We start from the raw sequence: 235 nt of genomic DNA on the forward strand, positions 1-235 counted from the left end.
TGCCCGAGGTACCGGAAGTGCCCGACGTGCCGGAAGTCCCCGACGTACCGGAGGTGCCCGACGTGCCGGAGGTGCCCGACGTGCCGGAAGTGCCCGACGTACCGGAGGTGCCCGAGGTACCGGAAGTGCCCGACGTGCCGGAAGTCCCCGACGTACCGGAGGTGCCCGACGTGCCGGAGGTGCCCGACGTGCCGGAAGTGCCCGACGTACCGGAGGTGCCCGAGGTACCGGAAGT

Annotated in this window: 1 protein-coding gene; it reads left to right on the forward strand. The window is 71.5% G+C overall.

Annotated elements, in window-relative coordinates; genetic code table 11:
• The coding region (locus G3N99_RS42325) for a hypothetical protein (protein ID WP_241012124.1) at nt 1-235 on the forward strand (235 nt) is incomplete at both ends.

Origin of the sequence: Burkholderia sp. Ac-20392, from assembly GCF_017104585.1 — a bacterium.
GTDB classification, from domain to species: Bacteria; Pseudomonadota; Gammaproteobacteria; order Burkholderiales; family Burkholderiaceae; genus Burkholderia; species Burkholderia lata.